Raw genomic sequence first — 22,602 nt, 5'->3', positions numbered from 1 at the left:
CATGGCTACAACTCTTCCGGGCGCCTTTCCGGGCCGCCGCCTGCGCCGCTTGCGCAAACATGATTTCAGCCGTCGTCTGGTGCGCGAGAACGTACTGACCGTCAACGATCTCATCTATCCGGTGTTCGTGCTGGAGGGGGAAAACCGTCGGGAAGCCGTTCCCTCCATGCCGGGGGTGGAGCGTCTCTCCATCGATCTGCTGCTGGAAGAGGCTGCCGAACTGGTAGAGCTGGGCGTGCCCGCCATTGCCCTGTTCCCGGTGACGCCGCTGGAGAGCAAGAGCCTGATGGCGGAAGAGGCCTACAACCCGAACGGGCTGGCCCAACGTACCGTGCGTGCCCTCAAGGCCCGTTTCCCGGAGTTGGGGGTGATCACCGACGTGGCGCTCGATCCGTTCACCACCCACGGTCAGGACGGCATCATCGATGACGAAGGCTATGTGCTGAACGACATCACCACCGAGATCCTGATCAAGCAGGCGCTCTCCCACGCCGAGGCCGGGGTCGATATCGTGGCGCCGTCTGACATGATGGATGGCCGCATCGGCGCCATCCGCGCGGCGCTGGAAGAGAGCGGCTTCATCAACACCCAGATCATGGCCTACTCCGCCAAGTACGCCTCCTGCTACTACGGCCCGTTCCGCGATGCGGTCGGCTCTGCCGGCAACCTCGGCAAGAGCAACAAGGCCACCTATCAGATGGATCCGGCCAACAGCAACGAAGCCTTGCACGAGGTGGCGCTGGATATTCAGGAAGGGGCCGACAGCGTGATGGTCAAGCCGGGCATGCCCTATCTGGACGTGATCCGTCAGGTGAAGGATCAGTTCGGCGTGCCGACCTTTGCCTATCAGGTGAGTGGCGAGTACGCCATGCACATGGCGGCGATCCAGAACGGCTGGCTGAAAGAGAAGGAGTGCATCATGGAGTCCCTGCTCTGCTTCAAGCGGGCCGGGGCCGACGGCATCCTCACCTACTTCGCCAAGCGCGTGGCACAGTGGCTGAAGGAAGATGCCCGTTAAGCGGATGTGTCCGAGCGTGTAACGGATAGAAAAGAGGGGAGCCGATGGCTCCCCTCTTTCGTTATTGATAGCTGATTACAGCTTGGTCCAGGCATCGCTCCAGGCAGAGCCAATCGCGGTTGATGCGAGTGGCTGAGGGAGCCAACGGCCCCCTCTTGCTTATGACCTGCTGATTACAGCTTGGTCCAGGCATCGCTCCAGGCAGAGCCGGTCGCGGTTGATGCGTAGTGGCTGAGGGAGCCAGCGGCCTCCTCTTGGTTATGACCTGCTGATTACAGCTTGGTCCAGGCGTCGCTCCAGGCAGAGCCGGTCGCGGTTGATGCGTAGTGGCTGAGGGAGCCAACGGCTCCCTCTTGCTTATGACCTGCTGATTACAGCTTGGTCCAGGCATCGCTCCAGGCAGAGCCGGTACCCGGTGCATAGTGGCTGGTAGAACCACCACACCAGCCGCTGTAGGGCCAGGGTTTGCACTCGAAGTTGCCACCGGCGTTGCTGACTCGATCACCCGCTTGGTAGGTGGTATTGGGGGCGTAGGCCGGGTAGTCGCCATCATTGCCGCCGTTGCCGCTCTCTTCGGCCAGGGTGACCGGGAAGCGCTGTACCACCGGCTTCTGGCCGTCAGCCAGACCGGTGATCACCACGTCGTAGCTGCCATCGGTGACGTTGTTGCCCTGCAGTACCAGCGTGCTGGTGCCGTTCACCTTGCTGCTGGTGGTGCCGTGGCTGCGGCCGTTCTGCTCCAGGGTCGCGGTGATCTGTACCGGGTTGGCGGTCGTCACGTTGAAACGGATGCTGACCTGACCGTTGACGATGGTGTATTCGGAGCCCATGGCGCTGACGGTGAAGTCGCTGCTGTTGATCACTGGCGGTTTGTTGCCACCATCGCAATCGCTGTCGCCCTGAACTTTCCAGACGCCCCAGTCACCGGTGGTGCCCGGCTCTTCATTCTGGGTCCACCAGCCTGCCAGCCAGTTCTTGCCGTTGTGGCTGACGATGTCGCCGCCCACGTAGACCTTCTTGGCATCCCAGCTGTTTTCACAGATGGCGCCCTGTTCCTTGACGGTCACGTTGCGCTGCTGGGTCACCAGCTGGCCTGCGCTGTCGCTCACCTGATAGGTGAGGGTGTAGCGACCAACCTTGTTGCTGTCGACGCTGCCGCTGACCTTGATCTGGGCGGTCAGATCGCCATCTTCTTCGTCATGGGCGCTGACACCGGTCATAGGATCGAAAGCGGTGCCCAGCTCCAGCGTGGTGTCGGTGACGCCGCTGAATACCGGCTTCATGCTGTAGACCTCGACGCTGCGTACCTGCTCGGTGACGTTGTTGTCGCGATCGCTCACCTTGTAGGTGAGGGGGTAGAGACCGATGCGCTGGCTGTCTACCGAGCCTTCAACCTGGATCTGGCCAGTCAGGTCGCCATCTTCCTTGTCGTTGGCGGTGACCCCGGCCAGCGGATCAAAGGCGGTACCCTGTTTGATGCGGGTATCGCTTACGCCGCTGAACACCGGCTTGCCGTTGTCGATCGGCGGGGTGATCTCCTGCTCGTGAATGAAGGGGCCGTAGCTCTTGATGAAGGATTCGTTGTAGGACTGACCGGCGGCATTGCGACCCATGTCCCAGTTGATGGACCAGGTCATCACGCCGCGCAGGGGCTGACCCTGATTCTTCAGCTGGTTGAAGGCATCGAACAGATCCTGCGGATTCTTGACGTAACCGGTGGCGGCGGCATCGATGTTGGTCGGGATGCCGAACACCAGCTTGTCGTGGGGGATCTTGTAGTAGCCGCGGGTGCCGTTGATCAGCGAGTCTGCGATGTAGTAGATGAACTCTTCTTTCAGCGCATCGTTGTTCTGGGCAATCCAGCCGATACCGTCGATCCAGATGCCATCGCCACCCTGGTTGTAGAACTGCGGGTTGATCCAGTCGTAGTAGCCTTCCAGCGCCCGCAGATAGGGGGTGTAGAGGCCGTTGGCGGTCAGGTAGGGGAACTCCGGCGCCATGGTGATGAGGAAGTTTTTCCCCTGGGCGCGGTAGTGATCCTTGACCAGACGCAGGGCGGCCGGGATCACGGTCTGGTTGTTGGCGGCGGTAACGGCAGCCTGCTCCAGATCGATATCCAGACCATCGAAGCCATAGGTCTCCACCAGACGGATGATCTCGTCGGCGAAGGCCTGCTCCTGACCGGTACGCAGTTCGATGTGCGCATCGGCACCACCCAGCGCCAGCAGCACGGCACGGCCCTGGCGGTTCAGCTCGGCGATTTGCTCGATGAACTGGCTTTCGCTCATGCCGGTGGCGGTATCCAGCTTAAAGGTCGGGATCGGATTGCTGCCATAGACCTTCATGAAGGAGACGTCGACCACGTTGTATTGCGGGTTGACCTGATCGAGTTTGACGCAGGGGGCGGTACCGCCCTGATAACCGGCGCCGCCGCACCAGTTGTGCCAGTAGCCGACCACTACGCCGGATTGCGGGTTGACCATGCTCTGGCCAGCGGTTGCTGCGTGCAGCATGGGGCTGGTGGCGCCGATCAGGCAGCCCAGCAGGGAGAGTTTGAACTTGTTCATCATTGCTCCGTACATTGCAAAAGGAGGCCCATCAGGGGATGGGCTTCGGGGGCAGCCCCGCTGTCATAGGAAAATCCCTTAGACCGGTGGCTTTGCGTGGTGGCCTTTCGAACCACCTTGCCTTTTTCACCCGACCTCTGTCTGGTACAGAGAATCAAGCAGCCCCAAATTAGCCGCATATGGTAGGAGGGGGAAGATAAATTAATCAATGTGCTCTTCTGTATGTCACATTTTGGAAAAATTTAATAATTCAATGTGTTCCATACGATGTTTGCTTAAATAACGCGATGCGCGACAAGGTGCCAACGCTGATGGCCACAGGCTTGGTGAGGACTTTGGCTATCACAATCGGCGCGAGCGAACTCCCGATTTGTCGCGCGGCAAATATGGGTCACAGGCCCGGCGGCTTGTGTCATGAGTTGACGCGCAGGGGGCAGGCGGAGCGCCGGTTGTGAGACGAATGGCAAAAAGGGGGCGGGAGTGTGATTCCAGCTTGATTATTGCATGGGTTGCCCACATGTTAGAAAGCCATACAGAGCTGCTAAAGCGGTCTGTTCAAGACCAAACAAGAGGTAACCGGGATGAATAACCCTTTGCTGACAATGGATTCGCTGCCCCCTTTCAGCCAGATCAAGCCGGAGCAGGTACAGCCTGCCGTGATTCAGGCGATTGCTGATTGCAAGCAGAAGATCAGCGATGTGCTGGCCCAGCGTGAACCCCATACCTGGGATAGCCTGATTGCCCCGCTGGAAGAGGTAAATGACCGCCTGTCACGGATCTGGTCACCGGTCAGCCACCTCAATTCCGTACTCAACAGCGAAGCACTGCGCGAGGCCCATGACGCCTGCCTGCCGCTGCTCTCCGAATTCCAGACCTATGTCGGTCAGCATGAAGGGCTCTATCAGGCCTATCTGGCCCTCTCCCAGAGCGATGATTTCCCGCTGCTGAGCGGCGCCCAGCGCAAGGAGATCCAGAATACCCTGCGTGACTTCCGCCTCTCCGGTATCGGTCTGCCTGCCGAGGCGCAGCAGCGTTATGGCGAAATTCAGGCCCGCCTCTCCGAGCTGGCCTCCCGCTTCAGCAACAACGTGCTGGATGCAACCCAGGGCTGGCACAAGCTGGTGGCCGATGAAGCCGAACTGGCCGGTCTGCCCGACAGCGTGCGTGCCGCTGCCCGTCAGATGGCCGAGCTCAAGGGTAAAGAGGGGTGGCTGTTCACCCTGGATATCCCCTCTTACCTGCCGGTGATGATGTACTCGGACAACCGCGAACTGCGTGCCGAGATGTATCAGGCCTTCACCACCCGCGCCTCCGATCAGGGCCCCAATGCGGGCAAGTGGGACAACTCCGCCATCATGAGCGAGCTGCTCACCCTGCGCCGCGAACTGGCCCAGCTGCTGGGCTTTGCCAACTATGCCGAGCTCTCCCTGGCCACCAAGATGGCGGACAAGACCGAACAGGTGGTGAGCTTCCTCACCGATCTGGCGGCCAAGTCCCTGCCGCAGGGCAAGGCCGAGTTGGAAGAGATCCGCGCCTTCGCCGCCGAGCAACACGGTCAGGGCGAGCTGGCTGCCTGGGATCTCGCCTACTACGCCGAGAAGCTCAAGCAGCACAAGTTCTCCATCTCCGACGAGCAGCTGCGCCCCTACTTCCCCGCCAGCAAGGTGGTGAAGGGGCTGTTCGAGGTGGTCAAGCGGGTGTTCGGCATGAAGGTGCGCGAGCGCCTCGGCATCGACACCTGGCACCCGGACGTGCGTTTCTACGACATCTTCGACGCCGAGGACGAGCTGCGTGGCAGCTTCTACCTCGACCTCTACGCCCGCGAGCACAAGCAGGGCGGTGCCTGGATGGACGTCTGCCTGGGTCGTCGCTACCGTCAGGATGGCTCGCTGCAAAAGCCGGTGGCCTACCTGACCTGCAACTTCAACGGCCCGGTGGATGGCAAGCCTGCACTGTTCACCCACAACGAAGTGGTCACCCTGTTCCACGAGTTCGGCCACGGCATTCACCACATGCTGACCCGCATCGACGTGGCCGGTGTCGCCGGTATCAACGGCGTGGCCTGGGATGCGGTGGAGCTGCCGAGCCAGTTCCTCGAGAACTGGTGCTGGGAGTCCGAGGCGCTGGCCTTTATCTCCGGCCATTACGAGACCGGCGAGCCGCTGCCTGCCGATCTGCTGGAGAAGATGCTGACGGCTCGCAACTTCCAGGCGGCGATGCAGATGCTGCGCCAGCTGGAGTTCGCCCTGTTCGACTTCCGTCTCCATCAGGAGTTTGACCCGGCCAATCCGGCGCAACTCCCGGCGCTGCTGGACGAGGTGCGCAGTCAGGTGGCCGTGATGACGCCACCGGCGTTCAACCGCTTCCAGCACAGCTTCTCCCACATCTTCGCGGGCGGCTATGCGGCGGGCTACTACAGCTACAAGTGGGCCGAAGTGCTCTCTGCCGATGCCTTCTCCCGCTTCGAGGAGGAGGGGATCTTCAACCCGGCGACCGGCCAATCCTTCCTGAAGAATATTCTGGAGAAGGGGGGCTCGAAGGAGCCGATGGAGCTGTTCCGTGCTTTCCGTGGTCGCGAGCCCAAGGTGGATGCCCTGCTCAGACACAGCGGGATTGCCGCCTGAGGCTGAGGGCCCCTTACCGCACTGAGCTTCAAGTAGATACTTTTTGCGGCATAGTGGGATCAAACCGTGATTTTTACGACAAAAAGGGACCTTTTGGTCCCTTTTTTCAAGGCTTTTTAATATCTTGCTGATTGCATATTTGCACTGCCCACGGCTCTTCAGTAGAGTCGTGTTCTAACCTTCAAGGAGAGAAAGCCACTTGCCATGAGGCGAGCACTCGATTCCGTCTATCAAATCATCTCCAGTCTGGCTCATTCGAGCGGCCAGGGATATTTCGATACTTTTGTGAGTGAAATCGCCGCTGCTGTGATGGCTGATGTCGTCCTGATCGCCAGCAGGGAATCAAATGCTTCCCATCTGACGGTGCAGGCTGCCTACCCCTCCTCCCTTGACCCCGATACCCTGACGCTGCCCCTGACTGACACCCCTGATGCCATTACCTGGCAGGAGGGAGAGGCCTGGTTCAGCGATCGTCTGTTGCAACTGTTCCCCGCAATGCCGCTCGCCGAGGCGTGGCAAGCCCAGGCCTACGCCGGGATTGCCCTCAAGGATGCGGATGGCGAGACCATCGGCGTCTGCTGCCTGCTCTATCACCAGCCGCAGGCCAATATGGGCAAGGTGATGGGGCTGCTCCGGTTGCTGGGGCCGCTGGCCGGGCGCGAACTGGCGCTGATGTTGCAGCGACAATTGCCACAACCTGTGCCCGATGCTCCCCAGCTGCTGCAGAGCATGCTGTTTCAGGCGCCGGTGGGGATCGGCAAGCTCGATCTCGCTGGCCGGATTCTCTGGGCCAATCCGGCCATCGAAAAGATGCTGGGTTATTCCCTCGACGAGCTGCTGTATCGCTCCATCTCCGACATCAATCACCCCGAAGATTGGCAGCGCAGTCTCGAATGTTACGAGCAGATCCACCGTGGCGAGCGCAGCAGCTTCACCCAGGAGAAGCGCTACTTCTGCAAGGGGGGCGAGATCCTGTGGGGGCGGGTAACCGTCACCCTGATCCGCGATGAGCAGCAGCAGCCGGACTACCTGATGGTGCTGCTGGAGAATATCGATCCTCTCAAGCGTCATGCGGAGCAACTCAAGCTCTCTCACCGGGTCTACGACAACCTCTCCGAAGCTATTCTGGTGTGCGATGCCGACAGCCGCATCATCTCGGTCAACCCGGCCTTCGAGCAGATCACCGGCTACAGCAGTGACGAGGTGCGGGGCCAGCGTCCCAGCATGCTCAAGTCGGGGCTGCACGATCAGACCTTCTATGCCGACATGTACCACGCGCTGGAGCGGGTGGGGGTGTGGCGTGGTGAGGTGTGGAACAAGCGCAAGAACGGCAAGCTCTATCCGCAGCAGCTGATGATCAGCACCCTGCGCGAAGCCGGCAAAATCCAGCAATATATCGCCATTTTCAGCGATCTTTCCCAGACCAAGGTGGCCGAGCAGAAGATCGCGACCCAGGCCAACTACGACAACCTTACCAGCCTGCCCAACCGCTGGCTGTTTGGCCGCTGCCTCACCCGCTTCTGCGAGCGGGGCGAGCGCTTCGCGCTCATGGTGCTCGACCTCAACAACTTCAAGGCGGTCAACAACAGCATGGATCACCATGCTGGCGATGCTCTGCTGCGGGAGGTCTCGGATCGACTGGTGAGCCGGGTGCGCACCGAAGATCTGGTGGCCCGCATCGGTGGCGATGAGTTCGCGTTCCTGGTGCCCGGCATCGTCACCCGCCGTCAGGCCGAGGTGTTTGCCAAGCAGGTGATCGGCAGCTTCGCCCGCCCCTTTATGCTGGCCAACCAGCATCTCTATGTGACCGCGACCATCGGCATGACTCTCTGTCCGGTCGATGGCAGCGAGAGCGACGAGCTGCTGCGCAATGCCGAACAGGCGCTGTTTGCGGCCAAGCGGCAGGGACGATTGCTCGGTGCCTACTGCTCATCCATGCGGGAAGAGGTGCGCCAGCGCCATCAGATGCAACAGGATTTGGCCGAAGCGATCAAGCTGGAGCAGCTGACCATGGCCTACCAGCCCATCTGGGACAACCGCAGCGGACGGGTCGCCAAGCTGGAGGCGCTGGTGCGCTGGTATCACCCCCAATGGGGACAGGTCTCCCCTGCCGAGTTTATTCCGCTGGCGGAAGAGGCGGGGTTGATTCAGGGGCTGGGTGCGCTGGTATTGTGGCAGTCGTGCCGGGATCTGGCGCGGTTGCAGCAGTCCGGCTTCCCGGATCTGCAGATGTCGATCAACCGCTCCACCATGGAGTTCCAGACCATTGACCCAGAGGCGAGCGAGTGGCTCAAGGTGATCCAGCACTTCGGGCTCGATCCTGCCGACATCGTCATCGAAATCACCGAGTCTCTGCTGATGGAGAGCAGCGATCAGCACAGGGTGCGGATCGATGCCCTGCGCGAGGCGGGCTGCAAGCTGGCCATCGATGATTTCGGTACCGGCTACTCGGCGCTCAACTATCTGCGTACCTTCCCGGTGGATCTGGTCAAGATCGACCGTTCTTTCGTGCGCCACATCCCTTTCAACGAGCAGGATCGGCTGCTGCTCGACGGCATCATCAACATAGTGCACAACCTCGGCATGCAGGTGGTGATTGAAGGGGTGGAGACCCGCGAGCAGCTCAACTTCCTCTGCCAGAAAGGGTGTGCCTTCACCCAGGGTTATCTGCTCAGCCGCCCGCTGGCCTATGATGACCTCACCGATTACCTCGCCCTCAACCGTCAGGGGATGAACCTCACTGTCGTGAGCTGATCCACCGCTTCTGTTATCATGGCCGCTTCTGTACGTGCCATGAGTTTGCCCCCTATGCCCCATATTCAGGTTTTCAGTGAAGTCCCCGCCCGTGATGGCGAGCTCGACGCTCTGCGTTTACGCCTTGCCGACGTGGAGTTTCCGGCCCCGTTTGCGCTGGTACTGACTGAAGAGAGGCTGGAACTGCGCAAGCTGGATGAGCCCAAGCTGGGTGCCGTCTATGTGGACTTCGTGGAAGGGGCAGTGGCGCATCGCCGCAAGTTTGGCGGCGGTCGCGGCCAGTCCATCGCCAAGGCGGTGGGGCTCAAGGCCGGTGCCACTCCGACCGTGGTGGATGCCACTGCCGGGCTGGGGCGCGATGCCTTTGTGCTGGCCTCCCTCGGTTGCAAGGTGACCCTGATCGAACGCAGCCCCGTGGTGGCAGCTCTGTTGCAAGACGGGCTGACGCGTGCGGCGCAGGATCCCGAGATTGGCCCCTGGGTCAGCGAGCGGATGCAACTGCTGCAGGGCCCGGCGGTGGACAACCTGCTGGCGCTGCCGGAGCGGCCCGAGGTGATCTACCTCGACCCCATGTTCCCTCACAAGCAGAAGTCGGCGCTGGTGAAAAAAGAGATGCGGGTGTTCCAGTCGCTGGTGGGGCCGGATCTCGATGCGGATGTCCTGCTGCCTGCTGCGCTCAAGATGGCTGAGAAGCGGGTGGTGGTGAAGCGGCCGGACTATGCGGGCTGGCTCAACGAGCACAAACCCAGTATGGCCATCGAGACCAAGAGCAACCGCTTCGATGTCTACGTGATGGCGGCGCTGGCCGCGGGTTAACAGCCGGAGTGAGCTGCGGATGCAAAAAAGGAGGGCCAACGTCATGTTGGCCCTCCTTTTTCGTAGCGGATTCAGCGGGTAGGCGCGAAGCGGATCAGCTTCTCTTCCCCTTGCCAGTTCAGGCGCAGGGTCGCCAACTCCGCCAGACTGAGCCGCTCGCCACTGTGCAGCAACAGATACTCGACCCCCTCGCTGGCTTCGATGGTGCGGATCTTGTCATCCCACTGGCGACCCTCGCGACTGGTGAGGATCACCGGCAGTTGCCAGCTGGCGGCAATTTCGAGCCAGTCGTAGAGATCGCAGCTGATGGGGTGATAATCCGGCATGATCGGCTCCAAAACAGCCAGGTTGCTGAGTCAGGCTTCCTGTACGTGGGTTGGCCAGCCCATCTTCTGCTGGCGTTCCACCTCGAGCCGCAGCTCGCTGGCGCGCAGGTAGTGTTCATCCATCCAGCCATTGGGCAGGGTCAGGGTCAGTGACTCCTCTTCTGCCTGCAGGGTGAAGCTGGGCACAGTGCCCTGGGTGCGGCGCATGCAGAGGATCAGCGCGATGCGCAGGATACGGGCCAGCCGGATCGCCTGACGACCGGTGACGGCACCCTGTTTCTCCAGCGGTTCCAGCTTGAATTCGTCCCGCTGGTTGAACAGCAGGGCCGACAACAGCTTCTTTTGCGCAGGGGTAAAGCCCGGCATGTCGATGTTGTCGATGATATAGGCGGCGTGTTGCGGCGCCTTCTTGTACTCGATACAGAGGCCGATCTCGTGCAGCAGCGCGGCATAACGCAAGATTGGGCGACCGTAGCGTTTCGAGAGTCGCCAGGTCGGTTGCAACTGGTTGAACGCCTCGACGGCGGTATCGCGTACCCGCTCGGCGTGCTCTTTATCCAGTTGATAGCGGCTGATCAGGCTGTCGGCGGTGCGATCCCGGGCATCACAGTCGTGATTGTTGCCCAGCAGACCGTAGATCAGCCCTTCACGCAGGGCCCCACCCGCGAGAGTCATGCTCTCGATATTCAGGGTTTCGAAGATGGCGATCAGGATGGCGAGGCCGGAGGGGAACACGGTCAGCCGTTCGGCCGCCAGCCCTTCCAGCTGCAGTCGGTCCAGCTTGCCGCAGGCGATGGCCTGACCCATCAGCTCCTGCAACTTCGGCAGGGTGACCCGTTCGCTCTTTCCTTGCGCCAGCATGATCTCTTGCAGCGCCTGTACCGTGCCGGAGGCGCCGACGCAGGTGCGCCAGCCGAGGGCGCGGTAATCTTCCGCCACCTTCTCCAGCACTGCCTTGGCGGCGGCAATCGCCTGCTCGAAGCGCGCCTCGGAGAGCTCGCCATCACCAAAGTGATTGTTGAGCCAGGTGACGCAGCCCATGTGCAGGCTGTTGAGCAGTTTCGCTTCGCTATGTTCGCCGATCACCAGTTCGGTACTGGCACCGCCGATGTCGATCACCAGCCGGTTGCCTTCCCCGGCAGAGGTCCAGGAGACCCCTTCATAGATGGTCTTGGCCTCTTCCTCGCCCGAGATGATCTCGATGCTGTGGTTGAGCACCCGTTCCGCTTCGCTGAGGAACTCATCGACGTTGGTGGCCAGACGCAGGGTGGCGGTACCCACGACCCGGATATTGTCGGCCGGAATGTCCTGCAACTGCTCGGAGAACAGACGCAGACAGTCCCAGCCCCGCTCCATGGCGGCGCGGTTGAGACGAAATTCCTGATCGAGCCCGGCGGCGAGGCGCACCTTGCGCTTGACCTTGGCGACGGTGCGCAGGGCACCGGCGACCTCGCGCACCACCAGCATATGAAAGCTGTTGGAGCCGAGGTCGATGGCGGCATAGAGAGGCGAGTTGTGCAACTGGGCCTGTCCTTAGCTCTTGCGTGGCGGACGACGACGGTTGTTGCTGTTGCCACCGCCCTGACGATCCCGCATGTTGCGGTTCACCGGCTGACGGTTGCGGAACACCCGTTTCGGCGGGGTCACGTCATCCAGCAGCGCTTCGCGATCATATTTGCTGACCGGAATGGCGTGGTGGATGTACTCCTCGATGGCCGGCAGATTGAAGGCATAGTCTTCACAGGCCAGGCTGATGGAGTGACCGCTCTTGCCGGCACGACCGGTACGACCGATACGGTGTACATAGTCTTCGGCATCGTCGGGCAGGTCATAGTTGAAGACGTGGGTCACGTCAGGGATGTGCAGACCACGGGCGGCCACGTCGGTGGCGACCAGAATATCGAGCGCACCCTTGGTGAAATCCTCGAGGATCTTCATCCGCTTCTTCTGCGGCACATCACCGGTCAGCAGACCGACGCGGTGGCCGTCGTTCTCCAGCCAGGCATGGACGTCTTCACAGACATGCTTGGTGTTGGCGAAGACGATGGCTTTTTCCGGCCACTCCTCTTCCATCAGGGAGAGCAGCAGCAACATCTTGTCTTCGTTGGAGGGGTAGAACAGCTCCTCCTTGATCCGCACACCGGTCATCTGCTCCGGCTCGACCTGCACATGTTCCGGGTGGTTCATGTGTTCGTAGGCCAGCTCCTGCACCCGCAGGGAGAGGGTGGCGGAGAACAGCATGCTCAGACGCTCGGTCGGGGCAGGCATGCGGCGGAACAGGAAGCGGATGTCCTTGATGAAGCCGAGATCGAACATGCGATCCGCTTCGTCCAGTACCACGACCTGAATGTTGCTCAGATCGATCACCTTGGACTTGAAGTAGTCGATGATGCGACCCGTGGTGCCGATCAGGATGTCGACGCCCTGCTCCAGCACGGCCAACTGCTTGTCGTAACCTTCGCCACCGTAGGCGAGGCCGAGTTTCAGGCCGGTAGAAGCGGCGATGCTGTCGGCATCGTTATAGATCTGTACTGCCAGTTCCCGGGTGGGCGCCATGATGATGGCTCTGGGTTGGTTAACCAGACGGGGCTTGGTCAGCGGGTGAGTCAGTAGATAGTTGAATGTCGCGGCCAGGAAGGCAATGGTCTTGCCGGTTCCGGTCTGGGCCTGACCGGCGAGGTCATGACCTTCTACCAGCAGTGGCAGAGACAGTGCCTGGATGGGCGTGCAATAGTGAAATCCCTTTGATTCCAGACCAGCCAGAACTTCGGGTTCGAGGCCCATTTGGGCGAATTTGTCGGTCGTTAAGTGTGTTTTGCTCATGGCGGTAGGTTATCAGGTTAGGCTTGCAATAATAAACAGGATCATTTCAAATAGGGCAACTATTGCCTTTGTTGATATGTCAATAAAGCCTTAATTACTGACTGGAGTTGGAGATGAGTGACAAGATTGTTCAGCTGAGCGATGCCAGCTTCGAGGCAGATGTAATCAAAGCCGATGGCGCCGTTCTGGTCGACTTCTGGGCCGAGTGGTGTGGTCCGTGCAAGATGATTGCCCCGATCCTGGAAGAAGTTGCCCAAGAGTACGAAGGTCGCGTGACCGTAGCCAAACTGAACATCGACCATAACTCTGATACTCCGCCCAAGTACGGCATTCGTGGTATCCCGACCCTCTTGCTGTTCAAGAATGGCGAAGTGGCAGCGACCAAGGTCGGTGCACTGTCCAAGACTCAGCTGAAAGAGTTCCTGGACGGCAACCTGTAATAATCAAAGAGGAGCGCATTGCAATAATGCGCTCCTTGTGTTTTATCACCTAGACGCTCACCCCGATTGGTGCTAATTTATCGCTCGTTTGCTAACCTTTTTGCCTGACTCTTTGCTAACTACAGCCTGGCAATCAAATCCGATCAGCATCAATCCAGCAGACTGTCTCCTCATTCAATCCTTGCTTACAGACTTTCACCACTATGAATCTGACTGAATTAAAGAACACTCCTGTGTCCGAGCTGGTCAAGCTTGGCGAATCCATGGGGTTGGAAAATCTGGCTCGGGCGCACAAGAAAGATATTATTTTTGCAATCCTCAAGGCACACGCCAAGGGTGGCGAAGATATCTTTGGCGACGGTGTGCTGGAAATCCTGACCGATGGTTTCGGCTTCCTGCGTAGTGCAGACGGCTCCTATCTGGCAGGCCCGGACGATATCTACGTCTCCCCGAGCCAGATCCGCCGCTTCAACCTGCGTACCGGCGATACCATCTCCGGCAAGATCCGGCCACCGAAAGAGGGCGAACGTTACTTCGCGCTGCTCAAGGTCAACGAGGTCAACTACGACCGTCCGGAAAACTCCCGCAACAAGATCCTGTTTGAAAACCTTACCCCCCTGCATGCCAACGAACGTCTGCGTATGGAACGGGGTAACGGCTCTACCGAAGATATCACCGCTCGTGTACTGGACCTGGCTTCCCCCATCGGTAAAGGCCAGCGTGGCCTGATCGTGGCGCCACCCAAGGCCGGTAAGACCATGCTGCTGCAGAACATCGCCCAGAGCATCGCCTACAACCACCCGGACTGTGAACTGATCGTTCTGCTGATCGACGAGCGTCCGGAAGAAGTGACCGAGATGCAGCGCATGGTGAAGGGTGAAGTGATCGCTTCCACCTTCGACGAGCCTGCCTCCCGTCACGTCCAGGTCGCCGAAATGGTGATCGAGAAGGCCAAGCGTCTGGTCGAGCACAAGAAAGACGTGGTGATCCTGCTGGACTCCATCACCCGTCTGGCCCGTGCCTACAACACCGTCATCCCGTCATCCGGCAAGGTACTGACCGGTGGTGTGGATGCCAACGCACTGCACCGTCCCAAGCGCTTCTTCGGCGCCGCGCGTAACGTGGAGGAGGGTGGCAGCCTGACCATCATCGCCACCGCGCTGGTTGATACCGGTTCCAAGATGGACGAGGTGATCTACGAAGAGTTCAAGGGTACCGGCAACATGGAACTTCACCTCTCGCGCAAGATTGCCGAGAAGCGCGTCTATCCGGCTATCGACATCACCCGCTCCGGCACCCGTAAGGAAGAGCTGCTGACCGCGCCTGACGAGCTGCAGAAGATGTGGATTCTGCGCAAGATCATTCACCCGATGGGTGAGATTGACAGCATCGAGTTCCTGATCGACAAGCTGGCAGCGACCAAAACCAACGACGAATTCTTTGACTCCATGCGGCGTCAGCAGAAGTAAGTCCGGTCACAAAATGACGAAACCGCGGCCCTGGTCGCGGTTTTTGTTTATCTGTTTTCCGGTCGCCCTAGTAGTATGAGATCCCGATGTCACAAGGATGGAGACGTCATGAAGCCTGTTTTCTGGTTGTTGCTGGGGTTGCTGAGCGCAATTCCGGCCTATGCGCAGGCTGCACCGGTTGCGGTGACCGCCGAGACGCTGCAGACGCACCAGCGTTATCTGGCGAGCCGTCTGCAACAGGGGCAATTTGCCGCCATCGACTCTCTGCTGGCGACCCTCAGCCGCGAGCAGCGGGAGTTCCTGCTGCTGCAACTACTGCGCGATATTCCGGCGGCCGAACCGGCCTCCCCCGCGTTGCAACAGTGGGTCGAGGCTCAGGCTGGCAAGGCCCCGAAGTGGCTGGTGGAGCAGCAGGTAGACGGTTTTCTGGTGCAGCAGCCGGTCTACGATTTTGCCGCGCGCGCCCGGCAGTTGCTGGGGGAGTGGCAGGTGCAGGCGCTGCAAGCCAGCTATCGCCGCCAGCTGGAGCTCGGCAATTTCCGCTTCAAGAGCATCTATTACCGTGGCAATCCCGCGCTTGCCCAGCAGCAGCAAGCCCTGCTGCGGGCCCTCGACACCCTGCCGCAGTCGGTCTGGATACGTGAAGCGCGCCAACTGGCGGCGCAGAATATCTATCTGCCCGACAACCGCCTGCTGCTGTATCTGTTGCAAGGTACCGGTGAGCCTGCGCTGTATGTCCGCTTGTGGCACCGGCCGGTGGATCAGGATGCACTCACGGCGTTGCTCACCATCAACCGTTTCCATCAGGGCAATGTTGCCAGCGACCTGCTGATCGCCGCCAGTGACAATCCCGGATTGAAAGCATCGGCCCTGCGCCAGCTCAGTGCGCTCTCGCCCTTGCCGCCGCAGGCCCAGAAATACCTGCTGGCCGAACTCTCCAACCGCCAATACGGCGCACTGGTGGCCGGTCTGTTGATGGAGGTGGACGAGCCCCAGCTGCTCTCCGCGCTGGCCAGACGCCTCGGCCAGCGTGACACGCCCCCCATTGCTCCGAGCCTGCTGCCCGATTCGGGTACACCCGATGGACGGCCAGGGTTATAATGCCTGACCTCCTGAACCCGGTTGGGAACTTGCATGAAATACAAGGATTTGCGTGATTTCATCGCGCAGCTGGAACAAAACGGACAACTCAAGCGCATCACCCGCGAGATAGATCCCTATCTGGAGATGACCGAGATCAGCGATCGCACCCTGCGTGCGGGTGGTCCGGCTCTGCTGTTCGAAAATCCCAAAGGCTACACCATGCCGGTGCTGACCAACCTGTTCGGCACGCCGGATCGGGTTGCCATGGGCATGGGCCAGCCCGATGTGGGTGCCCTGCGTCAGGTCGGGGTCTGGCTCTCCTATCTGAAGGAGCCCGAGCCGCCCAAGGGATTCAAGGAGCTGATGGAGAAGCTGCCGATCTTCAAGCAGGTGCTCAACATGCCGACCAAGCGCCTCTCTTCCGCCCCCTGCCAGCAGGTGGTGCAGGAGGGGGATGCGGTCGATCTCGACCAGATCCCGATCCAGCACTGCTGGCCCGGCGATGTGGCGCCGCTGGTCACCTGGGGTCTCACCATCACCCGCGGCCCTTACAAGAAGCGGCAGAACCTCGGTATCTACCGTCAGCAGAAGATCGCCAAAAACAAGCTGATCATGCGCTGGCTCGATCACCGCGGCGGTGCCATCGATTTTCGCGAGTGGCAGGAGGCCCATCCCGGTGAGCGGTTCCCGGTGGTGGTGGCGCTCGGTGCCGATCCGGCGACCATTCTCGGCGCGGTGACGCCGGTGCCGGATACCCTCTCCGAATATGCCTTTGCCGGTCTGCTGCGCGGCAGCCGTACCGAGGTGATCAAGGCCATCAGTTGCGATCTGGAGGTGCCCGCCAGCGCCGAGATCGTGCTGGAAGGCTATCTGGAGCCGGGTGAGCTGGCGCCGGAAGGGCCCTATGGCGATCACACCGGTTACTACAACGAGGTGGACGAGTTCCCGGTCTTCACCATCACCCACATCACCAAGCGGCGCGATGCCATCTATCACAGCACCTACACCGGCCGTCCGCCCGATGAACCGGCAGTGCTGGGGCTGGCGCTGAACGAGGTGTTTGTGCCGCTGCTGCAGAAGCAGTTCCCCGAGATTGTGGACTTCTATCTGCCGCCGGAGGGGTGCTCCTACCGGATGGCGGTGGTCACCATCAAGAAACGTTACCCGGGCCATGCCAAGCGGGTGATGCTGGGGGTCTGGTCCTTCCTGCGCCAGTTCATGTACACCAAGTTCGTGGTGGTGTGTGACGATGACGTCAACGCCCGCGACTGGAAGGATGTGATCTGGGCCATCACCACCCGGATGGACCCGGCACGGGACACCACCCTGATCGAGCACACCCCGATCGACTATCTGGACTTCGCCTCGCCGGTCTCCGGTCTCGGCTCCAAGATGGGGCTGGATGCCACCAACAAGTGGCCGGGCGAGACCAATCGGGAGTGGGGTCAGCCCATCGTGCAGGACGAGGCGGTGAAACAGAAGGTCGATGCCATCTGGGATGATCTGAAGATCCTCGACTGAGGCAAACATGGCTGCTTTGTTGCATTTGCTGCAAAAAGTGATGCGATCCGCAGTTATTTGAGTATTCTCGACTGACGGGGCCAGGGCTGCTGGTCGTCACTCCATAGTGAAACAATGAGCGAAGCGGGCCGAGCGAGCCCGCCACAAGGACAAGAATGCAACGTATCAAATGCCGCGTAGAGGAACTGCGCGAATATGTCGACACCATCTGGCATGTGGCCCTGGCGCCGCAGCAAGCGATCAGCTTCAAGCCGGGCCAGTATCTGCTGGTGGTGATGAGCGATTCGGACAAGCGCCCCTTCTCCATCGCCAACTCGCCGACTCGCCCGGGCGTGCTGGAGCTGCAGATTGGTGCCACCCCGGAAAATGCCTACGCCGGTCAGGTGCTGGCCCGCATGCGCGAGCAGGGCGAGATCGAGGTCGAATTGCCGGCTGGCAAGGCGTTCCTGCGCGATGAATCCCCTCGTCCGCTGATCCTGATGGCGGGCGGCACCGGCTTCTCTTACGCCCGCTCCATTCTGGAGTATCTGATCGACACGGGCAGCAAGCGCCCGGTGTTCTTCTACTGGGGTGTGCGTCAGGCTCACTGGCTCTACGAGCTGGAGCAGATGCAGCAGTGGGAGCGTGACTACGCGCCGCTCACCTTTATCCCGGTGGTGCAGGAGCCGGACGCTGACTGGACCGGCAAGAGCGGACTGGTACACAAGGCGATCATGGATGACTTCGTCAGCCTCCACGACTACGACATCTATGTCGCCGGTCGCTTCGAGATGGCGGGTGCCGCGCGGGAGGAGTTCAAGATCCTCGGTGCCGAGCCGGAGCGCATCTTCGGTGACGCCTACGAATTTATCTGACGGGATCCCCGTTTGGATGATGGAGCCCCCGGTTTTGCCGGGGGCTTTTGTTTTTTTCGCCTGCGGCCATAAAAATGGCGTCAAATGGTGCATGTATAGCCGCATTATCTCGTGATTTTTCGTCATTCTGGATATGAATGGCTACTAATCAGCCGTGGCTAGTGGCATCTTTGTGAAGATTGTCAGCAGGCAGGGTAAGGATATCCGTAGTGATAGCGCAAGGAGAGGTCGGGTTGGGCGAACAGGGCAGGATATCGGCAACGGATGACAAGGCGGTGGGCGGCGCTGCGGAGCGGGGCGCGACCCTGTTCCCGTGCTCTCATGGTGGTGACCTGGCCCGTTTGCAGGCCGAAATCGCCGCGCTGAAACATGAAAACGGCCTGCTGCAGGAGAAGCTCAACGCCGCCCTCGATGGCACCGGCATCTGCCTCTGGCAGGGCACCATCCCCACCGGCGAGCTGCGGGTCTTCAATCTGCAGAACTTTCAGGTCGGAGACATGGCTCCCCATTTCGAGCAGTGGAGCGCCAAGCTCCATCCCGATGATCGCGCCCATGCCATAGACAGCTATTTCGCCCACCTTGAGGGCAAAACCCCCTTCTACGAGGCCGAATACCGCACCGTTAGCCCGGCTGGCGAGATCACCTGGCTGTGGGATCGGGGCCGTGTCGTCGATCGGGATGGTGATGGCAAGCCGCTGCGGATCATGGGCGCCCATATCGATATCACCCAGCGCAAGGCCTATGAACAGCGGCTGGCCGATCGCGCCAACAGCGACGCCCTCACCGGGCTGCTTAACCGACAGGGATTTGGCAAGGCGTTCGCCCAGCAGAAACCGCAAGGGGCGGGGGCGCTGCTCTTTATCGACCTGGATGATTTCAAGGGGATCAATGACCAGCTGGGCCATGCCTGCGGTGATCAGGTGTTGCAGCAGATGGCGGACTGGTTGCGCCTCATCATGCCCGGCTCGGCGCTATGCGGCCGTTACGGCGGCGACGAGTTTGTGGTGCATCTGCACAGGGATGTTTCGCACCATAGGCTGGCGCAACTGGCCGATGCGCTGATCAGCCGGATGCACGGCTATGTACCCAAACCCGGCTGCTCGCAACGGGTGGGACTGAGCATCGGCATCGCGTTATGGGAGGGGGAGGCACTGACCTTCCGGCAGGCGCTGGAGGTGGCCGACAGGGCCATGTACGAGGCCAAGGCGCGCGGCAAGCGAGCCTGGTACCTGCTTCAGATGTGATCGCGTTGACAGAGTCAGTCCAGAGCAAAAACCCCAGCCGAGCTGGGGTTTCTGTTATTCGCCTTTGGCGCCGAGCTGTTGCTCGAGCTGAGCCAGCTTGCTTTCGAGGGCGGCCAGTTTTTCCCGGGTACGCAGCAGCACCTTGGTCTGCACATCGAACTCTTCGCGGCTGACCAGATCCAGCTTGCCCAGCTGGGCTTGCAGTACCTGACGCATCTTCTTCTCGGCCTCTTCACCCATGCTGCGAATGCCGGGCGGCAGGGAGTTGTGCACCTGCTTGGCGATCTCTTCCAGTTTCTTCGGGTCGATCATGATGTCCTCCTTAAGCGTTGGCGGACATTCTACCGACAATTCCCTCACTTTGCCGAGATCGCGGCGGCTTTTTAGTCGTGACGATGGCTGCTGGCTGGTCGGGTCTGGTTAATCCTCCGCTGTTGTTACCCTTGCGCCCCCTTGTTGACGTAAAACCTTGATTTTCGCCACAAACCTGAGCGAAAGATGACCAACATGAGTCTCGTCGATTGTTGGTTTTATGTTAACTTTGTGCGGTCGAAGCGGTGAATGCTTCGTTGGTTTGTGATGGACAACAACCTATAAAGAGAACAAAAAATGAAGAAGAAGCTAATTTATGCCGCCGTGCTCAGCGCCCTGCTGGCCGGATGTGGTGGGGATGACAACAAGGGAGATACCACCAGCTCCCTCGACTACGCCCTGAGTGGCGCCACTGGGATTCGCCCGAGCGTGCTGGCCCCCCGTGCCAGCGATGGCACCCTGAAGTTTTCGACCGAGACTGCGGATCTGTCGAACCCGGTGTCTACCCTCTCCACCCTGGATGGCTGGTCTACAACGCAACCTGTCCAGCTGGTACCGGCGACCGTGACCGGTGTCTCTGTGCCAGCACCTGCGGCCAGCGAGTACGCCTCTGCCGTTGCGCCCCTCTATCTGCTGGAGCTGGTGCTGGATCCGGTGACTCAGCGACCTGTCGGGGTGAAGAACAACAAGCCTCTGACCTATGGAACCGACTTTGTGGTGAGCGATGGCGGCGGCAAACTCAATCTGGTTCCGCTCAAGCCGCTTAATCCCTCTTCTTACTACATGATTGTGGCGACCGATTCCCTCAAGGACAGTCGCGGCACCCCCCTCAAAGCGGGGGGGGATTACAGCAACTTCAAATCGGCTGCTGGCGCAACCACGCAGGAGCAGACCATCAACGGCCTGATCTCGCTGCAGGAAGGTCTGTTCAAGGCGGCCACCGGGATCACCAGCGATCGGGTGATCTTCTCCGACTGGTTTGCCACCCAGTCCGGTGCCGATGTGCTGCTGGCGGTGAAGAGTGCCGCCGCTTCCGTGTTGAAGAGCCCGAGTCTGGACGCCGCTTCGCTGTGGAAACAGGATGCCAGGGGCAATACCAGCTTGCCGGCAACCTATACCATCAGCAGCCTTAATGGCGGCGTGGATTTTCTGACCCAGCTGGCTGCTGAGCCATTCCTGCCGCAGGATCAGAAAGATGCATTGAGTGCCGCCTTTGGTACTGGCATGCCGCTTAACGGTGTTGCCCAGTTGACCAAGGTTTACACCGGCACCGTCAAGCTCCCTTACTTCCTCTCTACACCCGCGCTGGCTGGCTCCTGGGACAAGGCCAAGACCCAATCCTGGCATGGTGCCATGCCCAGCCTCTATGCCATCGCCAACGCGCTGAAAGCGGGCGATACCGAGGTGATCGGTGGACTGGTCGGGGCGGGGGTGGACCCGGCACTGCTGGGTGAGCTGATCGCCGACCCGAGCCGTCAGAGTGAATTGCTGACCGAGGCGAGCAAGCTGATCGGGGTGACCCTCACCTCCGGTGGCAAACCGCTGGATGCCGAGCGCAATATCGGCCGTTTCAACCCGCTGCCGGCCCTGACCGAAGTGCAATCGGTACCGTTGCGGATCTTTGCCGCCGGGCCGCTGGCCAATGTCACCGATGTGATCATCTATCAGCACGGGGTCACCTCCATCAAGGAGAACGCCTATGCGCTGGCACTGGGCCAGATCGGCGCTGGCGCCACAGCCAGCAAGAGCTTCGCTGTGGTAGTGATAGATCATCCGCTGCACGGTGAGCGTGGCTATGCCCTGAGTGGCAGCACGGATACCGTCACCACCTCCGAGAATCCGACTCCCTACCTGAATCTGGGCTATCTGACGGTGGCGCGGGACAACCTGAAACAGAGCGTGGCCGATCTGCTGGGACTGCGACTGGCCGTCGGTCTGGCCAATGCCAAGGGGCTGGGTGGCCAACTGGGCGGCGCCGGTCTGAAGGTACATTTCCTCGGCCACTCGCTGGGGGCAATTGCCGGAGCCAATCTGCTGGCGGTCGCCAACCAGACCACCGGCAGTGCCCTGGCTGATGCCCTGTTCAAGTTCGATACCGGCGGTCTGGCGATGCCGGGTGGCGGCATAGCGCCGTTGCTGCTCAACTCGCCGAGCTTCGGGCCGACCATCAAGATGAGCGTGCTCACCTCGGGCAGTCCGGAGCTGAAAGCGAGCTTTACCACCTATGCACCGAACTGCAAAACGGCTGCCGCCACTTGCTTCGTCAACGAGTTCCTGCCCAGTCTGGATGCGGCCACTCAGGCGGGGGCTGCGAGCACCTTGCAGAGCTATACCTTTGCCGCCCAGTCAGTGCTGGACTCTGCCGACCCGATCAATCTGGGCAGTGGCGTCGCCAAGAGCTTCCCGCTGTTCGCCACCGAAATTGTTGGCGATGGTGCGCTCAGCTTGCCGGATCAGGTGATCCCCAACAGTATCGCCTCCGCGCCGCTGGGTGGCACCGAACCACTGTTCCGGGTGCTGGGTTTGCAAGAGCTGAAGGGTTCCGGTGTGCTCCCGGCGGGTCACCATGCTGCACGCTTCTTGAAAGGGGGCCATAGCTCGCTGCTGGCCCCTGACGAGAACTTCGATCAGGCTGGCGCGGTCACTACCGAGATCCAGACCCAGTTCGCCAGCTTCTTTATGAGTGGCGGTGCGGCGGTCAAGGTAACCGATGACACCCTGATCAAGCAGTAACTGCCTGTCGTGTAAAAA

16 protein-coding genes and 1 riboswitch are annotated in these 22,602 nt (G+C 60.5%); of the genes, 11 read left to right on the top strand and 5 right to left on the bottom strand.

Translation table 11 applies throughout. The features are described from left to right. Nucleotide 1 precedes the first annotated feature (1 nt). On the top strand, nucleotides 2-1,018 hold the full coding sequence (gene hemB, locus PG888_RS15875; protein ID WP_270693767.1) for a porphobilinogen synthase: 1,017 nt from the start codon (nucleotides 2-4) through the stop codon (nucleotides 1,016-1,018). 371 nt (nucleotides 1,019-1,389) lie between these two features. Here the strand turns inward: hemB and PG888_RS15870 are convergent, their stop codons facing one another. Further along, nucleotides 1,390-3,585 carry an immunoglobulin-like domain-containing protein gene (locus PG888_RS15870; RefSeq protein WP_270693768.1) on the bottom strand — a complete coding sequence of 732 codons (2,196 nt, stop codon included), beginning with the start codon at nucleotides 3,583-3,585 and terminating at the stop codon, nucleotides 1,390-1,392. 47 nt (nucleotides 3,586-3,632) lie between these two features. Beyond that, a riboswitch (cyclic di-GMP riboswitch) is annotated at nucleotides 3,633-3,717 on the bottom strand. 449 nt (nucleotides 3,718-4,166) lie between these two features. Here PG888_RS15870 and prlC point away from each other — a divergent pair. The 3 genes from prlC to PG888_RS15855 all read left to right on the top strand — a co-directional run bounded on the left by prlC (nucleotide 4,167) and on the right by PG888_RS15855 (nucleotide 9,779). After that, nucleotides 4,167-6,209: an oligopeptidase A gene (gene prlC, locus PG888_RS15865; RefSeq protein WP_270693769.1), complete on the top strand. Its 2,043-nt coding sequence runs from the start codon at nucleotides 4,167-4,169 to the stop codon at nucleotides 6,207-6,209. Between the two features lie 204 nt (nucleotides 6,210-6,413). After that, nucleotides 6,414-8,963, top strand: a complete 2,550-nt coding sequence (locus PG888_RS15860; RefSeq protein WP_270693770.1) for a putative bifunctional diguanylate cyclase/phosphodiesterase — start codon at nucleotides 6,414-6,416, stop codon at nucleotides 8,961-8,963. A gap of 54 nt (nucleotides 8,964-9,017) precedes the next feature. Beyond that, nucleotides 9,018-9,779, top strand: a complete 762-nt coding sequence (locus tag PG888_RS15855; protein WP_267967859.1) for a class I SAM-dependent methyltransferase — start codon at nucleotides 9,018-9,020, stop codon at nucleotides 9,777-9,779. A 71-nt stretch (nucleotides 9,780-9,850) separates the two neighbouring features. Here the strand turns inward: PG888_RS15855 and PG888_RS15850 are convergent, their stop codons facing one another. From PG888_RS15850 to rhlB, 3 genes are read right to left on the bottom strand one after another with little or no spacing between them, the layout of a single operon-like run. Then, nucleotides 9,851-10,105, bottom strand: coding sequence for a Rho-binding antiterminator (locus PG888_RS15850; protein WP_234605825.1), 255 nt, complete (start codon nucleotides 10,103-10,105; stop codon nucleotides 9,851-9,853). 30 nt (nucleotides 10,106-10,135) lie between these two features. Then, nucleotides 10,136-11,626 (bottom strand): guanosine-5'-triphosphate,3'-diphosphate diphosphatase, encoded by a 1,491-nt coding sequence (gene gppA, locus PG888_RS15845; protein ID WP_270693771.1) that lies wholly within the window; start codon nucleotides 11,624-11,626, stop codon nucleotides 10,136-10,138. Between the two features lie 12 nt (nucleotides 11,627-11,638). Continuing rightward, complete coding sequence (rhlB, locus tag PG888_RS15840; protein WP_042656763.1) at nucleotides 11,639-12,928, bottom strand: ATP-dependent RNA helicase RhlB; 1,290 nt, start codon at nucleotides 12,926-12,928, stop codon at nucleotides 11,639-11,641. 113 nt (nucleotides 12,929-13,041) lie between these two features. Between rhlB and trxA the strand changes: the two genes are divergently transcribed. From trxA to PG888_RS15810, 6 genes are all read left to right on the top strand, one after another. Continuing rightward, nucleotides 13,042-13,368, top strand: a complete 327-nt coding sequence (gene trxA, locus PG888_RS15835) for a thioredoxin TrxA (RefSeq protein ID WP_005339416.1) — start codon at nucleotides 13,042-13,044, stop codon at nucleotides 13,366-13,368. A gap of 203 nt (nucleotides 13,369-13,571) precedes the next feature. Beyond that, nucleotides 13,572-14,837, top strand: coding sequence for a transcription termination factor Rho (rho, locus tag PG888_RS15830; RefSeq protein WP_042656764.1), 1,266 nt, complete (start codon nucleotides 13,572-13,574; stop codon nucleotides 14,835-14,837). Nucleotides 14,838-14,945: 108 nt separating this feature from the next. Beyond that, nucleotides 14,946-15,938 (top strand): hypothetical protein, encoded by a 993-nt coding sequence (locus tag PG888_RS15825; protein ID WP_270693772.1) that lies wholly within the window; start codon nucleotides 14,946-14,948, stop codon nucleotides 15,936-15,938. A 33-nt stretch (nucleotides 15,939-15,971) separates the two neighbouring features. Further along, entirely contained in the window at nucleotides 15,972-17,441 is a 1,470-nt protein-coding gene (ubiD, locus tag PG888_RS15820) for a 4-hydroxy-3-polyprenylbenzoate decarboxylase (protein ID WP_270693773.1), read from the top strand. Nucleotides 17,442-17,596: 155 nt separating this feature from the next. Then, nucleotides 17,597-18,295, top strand: coding sequence for an NAD(P)H-flavin reductase (gene fre / locus PG888_RS15815; protein ID WP_058053186.1), 699 nt, complete (start codon nucleotides 17,597-17,599; stop codon nucleotides 18,293-18,295). Between the two features lie 209 nt (nucleotides 18,296-18,504). Further along, on the top strand, nucleotides 18,505-19,539 hold the full coding sequence (locus PG888_RS15810) for a GGDEF domain-containing protein (RefSeq protein WP_270693774.1): 1,035 nt from the start codon (nucleotides 18,505-18,507) through the stop codon (nucleotides 19,537-19,539). Between the two features lie 54 nt (nucleotides 19,540-19,593). Here PG888_RS15810 and ubiK read toward each other — a convergent pair whose 3' ends face one another. Beyond that, on the bottom strand, nucleotides 19,594-19,851 hold the full coding sequence (gene ubiK / locus PG888_RS15805; protein WP_005339429.1) for a ubiquinone biosynthesis accessory factor UbiK: 258 nt from the start codon (nucleotides 19,849-19,851) through the stop codon (nucleotides 19,594-19,596). Between the two features lie 297 nt (nucleotides 19,852-20,148). Here ubiK and PG888_RS15800 point away from each other — a divergent pair, with 297 nt between their 5' ends. Next, on the top strand, nucleotides 20,149-22,584 hold the full coding sequence (locus PG888_RS15800) for a VolA/Pla-1 family phospholipase (RefSeq protein WP_270693775.1): 2,436 nt from the start codon (nucleotides 20,149-20,151) through the stop codon (nucleotides 22,582-22,584). Nucleotides 22,585-22,602 lie beyond the last annotated feature (18 nt).

This window comes from Aeromonas sp. QDB23, from assembly GCF_027707745.1.
Classification (GTDB): domain Bacteria; phylum Pseudomonadota; class Gammaproteobacteria; order Enterobacterales; family Aeromonadaceae; genus Aeromonas; species Aeromonas allosaccharophila.
The sequence above is the reverse complement of the archived record's forward strand: the minus strand, read 5'-3'. Positions and strand labels throughout refer to the sequence as shown.

What these genes read in the sequence shown, in the direction of transcription:
- hemB (WP_270693767.1), top strand. Translation starts at nt 2, where the DNA reads ATGGCTACAACTCTTCCGGGCGCCTTTCCGGGCCGCCGCCTGCGCCGC.
- PG888_RS15870 (WP_270693768.1), bottom strand. Translation starts at nt 3,585, where the DNA reads ATGAACAAGTTCAAACTCTCCCTGCTGGGCTGCCTGATCGGCGCCACC.
- prlC (WP_270693769.1), top strand. Translation starts at nt 4,167, where the DNA reads ATGAATAACCCTTTGCTGACAATGGATTCGCTGCCCCCTTTCAGCCAG.
- PG888_RS15860 (WP_270693770.1), top strand. Translation starts at nt 6,414, where the DNA reads ATGAGGCGAGCACTCGATTCCGTCTATCAAATCATCTCCAGTCTGGCT.
- PG888_RS15855 (WP_267967859.1), top strand. Translation starts at nt 9,018, where the DNA reads ATGCCCCATATTCAGGTTTTCAGTGAAGTCCCCGCCCGTGATGGCGAG.
- PG888_RS15850 (WP_234605825.1), bottom strand. Translation starts at nt 10,105, where the DNA reads ATGCCGGATTATCACCCCATCAGCTGCGATCTCTACGACTGGCTCGAA.
- rhlB (WP_042656763.1), bottom strand. Translation starts at nt 12,928, where the DNA reads ATGAGCAAAACACACTTAACGACCGACAAATTCGCCCAAATGGGCCTC.
- trxA (WP_005339416.1), top strand. Translation starts at nt 13,042, where the DNA reads ATGAGTGACAAGATTGTTCAGCTGAGCGATGCCAGCTTCGAGGCAGAT.
- rho (WP_042656764.1), top strand. Translation starts at nt 13,572, where the DNA reads ATGAATCTGACTGAATTAAAGAACACTCCTGTGTCCGAGCTGGTCAAG.
- PG888_RS15825 (WP_270693772.1), top strand. Translation starts at nt 14,946, where the DNA reads ATGAAGCCTGTTTTCTGGTTGTTGCTGGGGTTGCTGAGCGCAATTCCG.
- ubiD (WP_270693773.1), top strand. Translation starts at nt 15,972, where the DNA reads ATGAAATACAAGGATTTGCGTGATTTCATCGCGCAGCTGGAACAAAAC.
- fre (WP_058053186.1), top strand. Translation starts at nt 17,597, where the DNA reads ATGCAACGTATCAAATGCCGCGTAGAGGAACTGCGCGAATATGTCGAC.
- ubiK (WP_005339429.1), bottom strand. Translation starts at nt 19,851, where the DNA reads ATGATCGACCCGAAGAAACTGGAAGAGATCGCCAAGCAGGTGCACAAC.
- PG888_RS15800 (WP_270693775.1), top strand. Translation starts at nt 20,149, where the DNA reads ATGAAGAAGAAGCTAATTTATGCCGCCGTGCTCAGCGCCCTGCTGGCC.